General features: G+C 32.0%; 1 protein-coding gene. It reads left to right on the forward strand.

What is annotated here, in order from left to right; genetic code table 11:
* The coding region (locus CS884_RS00085) for an Eco57I restriction-modification methylase domain-containing protein (RefSeq protein ID WP_180753274.1) at positions 1–2,581 on the forward strand (2,581 nt) is incomplete at both ends.

Genomic DNA, 2,581 nt, shown 5'->3' on the forward strand with positions numbered 1-2,581 from the left:
GAGAGTATGAACAAGCCTATCTTGCTGATTATCTAGGATGGGGTGGTCTTGCCGATGTCTTTGATGAAGAAAAGGGAGGACAATGGCTTGAAGCAAGAAATATTTTAAAAGAAAATCTAACAAATGAAGAGTATTTGAATGCTAAAGAGTCTACTTTAACATCGTTTTATACACCTAGAGAGGTAATGGATGGAATATATAAGACTCTAACAGATATGGGATTTAAGACTGGAAATATCCTTGAACCGTCTGCAGGAGTTGGTAACTTCATTGGTAATATGCCAAGTGAAATACGAAGCTCTAAAGTTTATGGAGTGGAAAAAGATAGCCTAAGCGGAAGAATAGCAAGAGAGCTCTATCCCGAAGCTAATATTCAAATTAAAGGCTTTGAAGAAACAAATTTCTCAAATAATTTCTTTGACTTGGTAATAGGAAATGTTCCCTTTGGAGATTTTAAAGTTAACGATCGTGAATATAACAGAAATAACTTTCTGATTCATGATTATTTTTTTGCAAAGTCAATAGATAAGGTTAGGAATGGAGGAATTATCGCCTTCATAACTTCATCTGGAACTATGGATAAAAAAGATGAATCTGTTAGAAAATATATTAATGCAAGATGTGAGTTTTTAGGAGCTATGAGGCTTCCTAATACAACTTTTAAAGGACTTGCTGGTACAGAAGTTACTTCAGATATTATTTTCTTAAAAAAGAGAGATTCAGTTATAGAAAGAGATGATGATTGGATACACCTATCAACTGATAAAAAGGGTTTAACCTACAATAAATACTTTGTAGATAATCCTCAAATGGTATTAGGGGATATGAAAGAAGTATCTGGAAGATTTGGAAATACAATTACTTGTGATGAAAAAGAAGACGAAAATCTAAAGGATTTAATGGATCTTGCAAGTAAGGAAATATCTTCAAATTCAAAATATGAAGAGGTCGAACTATTGGAAGATGAAGAATTAAGTCTACCAGCGACAGATGATGTTAAGAATTTTTCTTACACCATTATTGATGAAGAGGTCTACCTAAGAGAAAACTCAGTCTTAATTAAGCAGAATATATCAGATAAAAACAAAGAAAAGATAAAAGATTATCTTGATGTTATGAATGCCTTAAAAGATGTAATAGAAAAACAAAAGGACGATTTTTCTGACGAGGAAATAAAAGAATCACAAGCAAAGTTAAATGAAGTCTATGATAACTTTTCAAAGAAACATGGCTTTATTAACTCCTTATCAAACACTAGAGCCTTAAAGGAAGACTCAAATTTTCCTTTAGTATCATCAATAGAAATACTTGATGATGAGGATAATTTCAAAGCTAAGAGTGATATATTCTCAAAAAGAACAATAACAAAGGCAAAAGTAGTAGACCATGTAGATACTTCCCTTGAAGCCTTAGTCTTATCTGTTTCACAAAAGGGATATGTAGATTTTGAATATATGGAATCTATCACAAGTAAAGATAGGGACACCTTAATTGGTGAGCTTGAGGGCGAGATATTTTTAGATATTAAGGATACAGACCTAATAAATAACAGAATGCCCTTTGAAAACTTTAACAATGACGATCCTTTTCATTTTTCATATGTATCGGCTGATGAGTATTTAAGTGGCAATATAAGAGAAAAGATCGGCTACCTCAATTCATATATCGGAGAAATTGAAAATGTAATAGAATTAGCAGCTTCTGAAAAGAAAGACACATTATTAAACGAATTAGGCAAACTCAAATATCAAAGAGAAAAATTACAAGAAGTTATGCCTGAAGAACTAACTGCCTCTGATATAAATGTAAGGCTAGGAGCAACTTGGATACCTCAAAAAGATATAGAAGACTTTACTTTTAATCTTTTAAAAACTCCTGGCTATGATAGGTGGAATATAAATGTTAGGTTTTCACCACATACAAGTGAATGGAACATTGAAGGTAAAAGTGTTGACTCAACTAATGACCTTGCTAACATGACTTATGGTACAAGCAGAGTAAATGCCTATAAGCTAATTGAAAATGCTCTTAATCTAAAAGATACAAAGGTATTTGACCAAGTAATAAACAATGATGGTTCTAAGACTTCTGTATTGAATAAAAAAGAAACTATGCTTGCAAGTCAAAAGCAAGAACTGATTAAAGAAGAATTTAAGAATTGGATATTTGAAGATCCTGATAGAAGATATAGGCTAGAGAAGATTTATAATGAAAAATTTAATTCAATTAGAAATAGAGAATTTGATGGTTCTAACTTAACTTTTGATGGAATGAATACTGAAATCAGACTTCGAGAACATCAAAAAAATGCCATAGCAAGGACTCTTTATGGTGGAAATACACTACTTGCCCATGTAGTAGGAGCAGGAAAAACTTTTGAAATGGTAGCTTCTGCTATGGAATCTAAAAAGTTAGGACTTACAAGTAAGTCATTATTTGTAGTTCCTAACCATTTAACCACTCAAATTGGTAGAGAGTTTATGCAATTATATCCGTCAGCAAATATTATGGTGGCCGATAAAAAAGACTTTCAACCCAAAAATAGGAAAAGATTTATTGGTAGGATTGCAACAGGAGAATA

Source organism: Anaerococcus sp. Marseille-P3625, from assembly GCF_900232825.1.
Lineage (GTDB): Bacteria > Bacillota > Clostridia > Tissierellales > Peptoniphilaceae > Anaerococcus.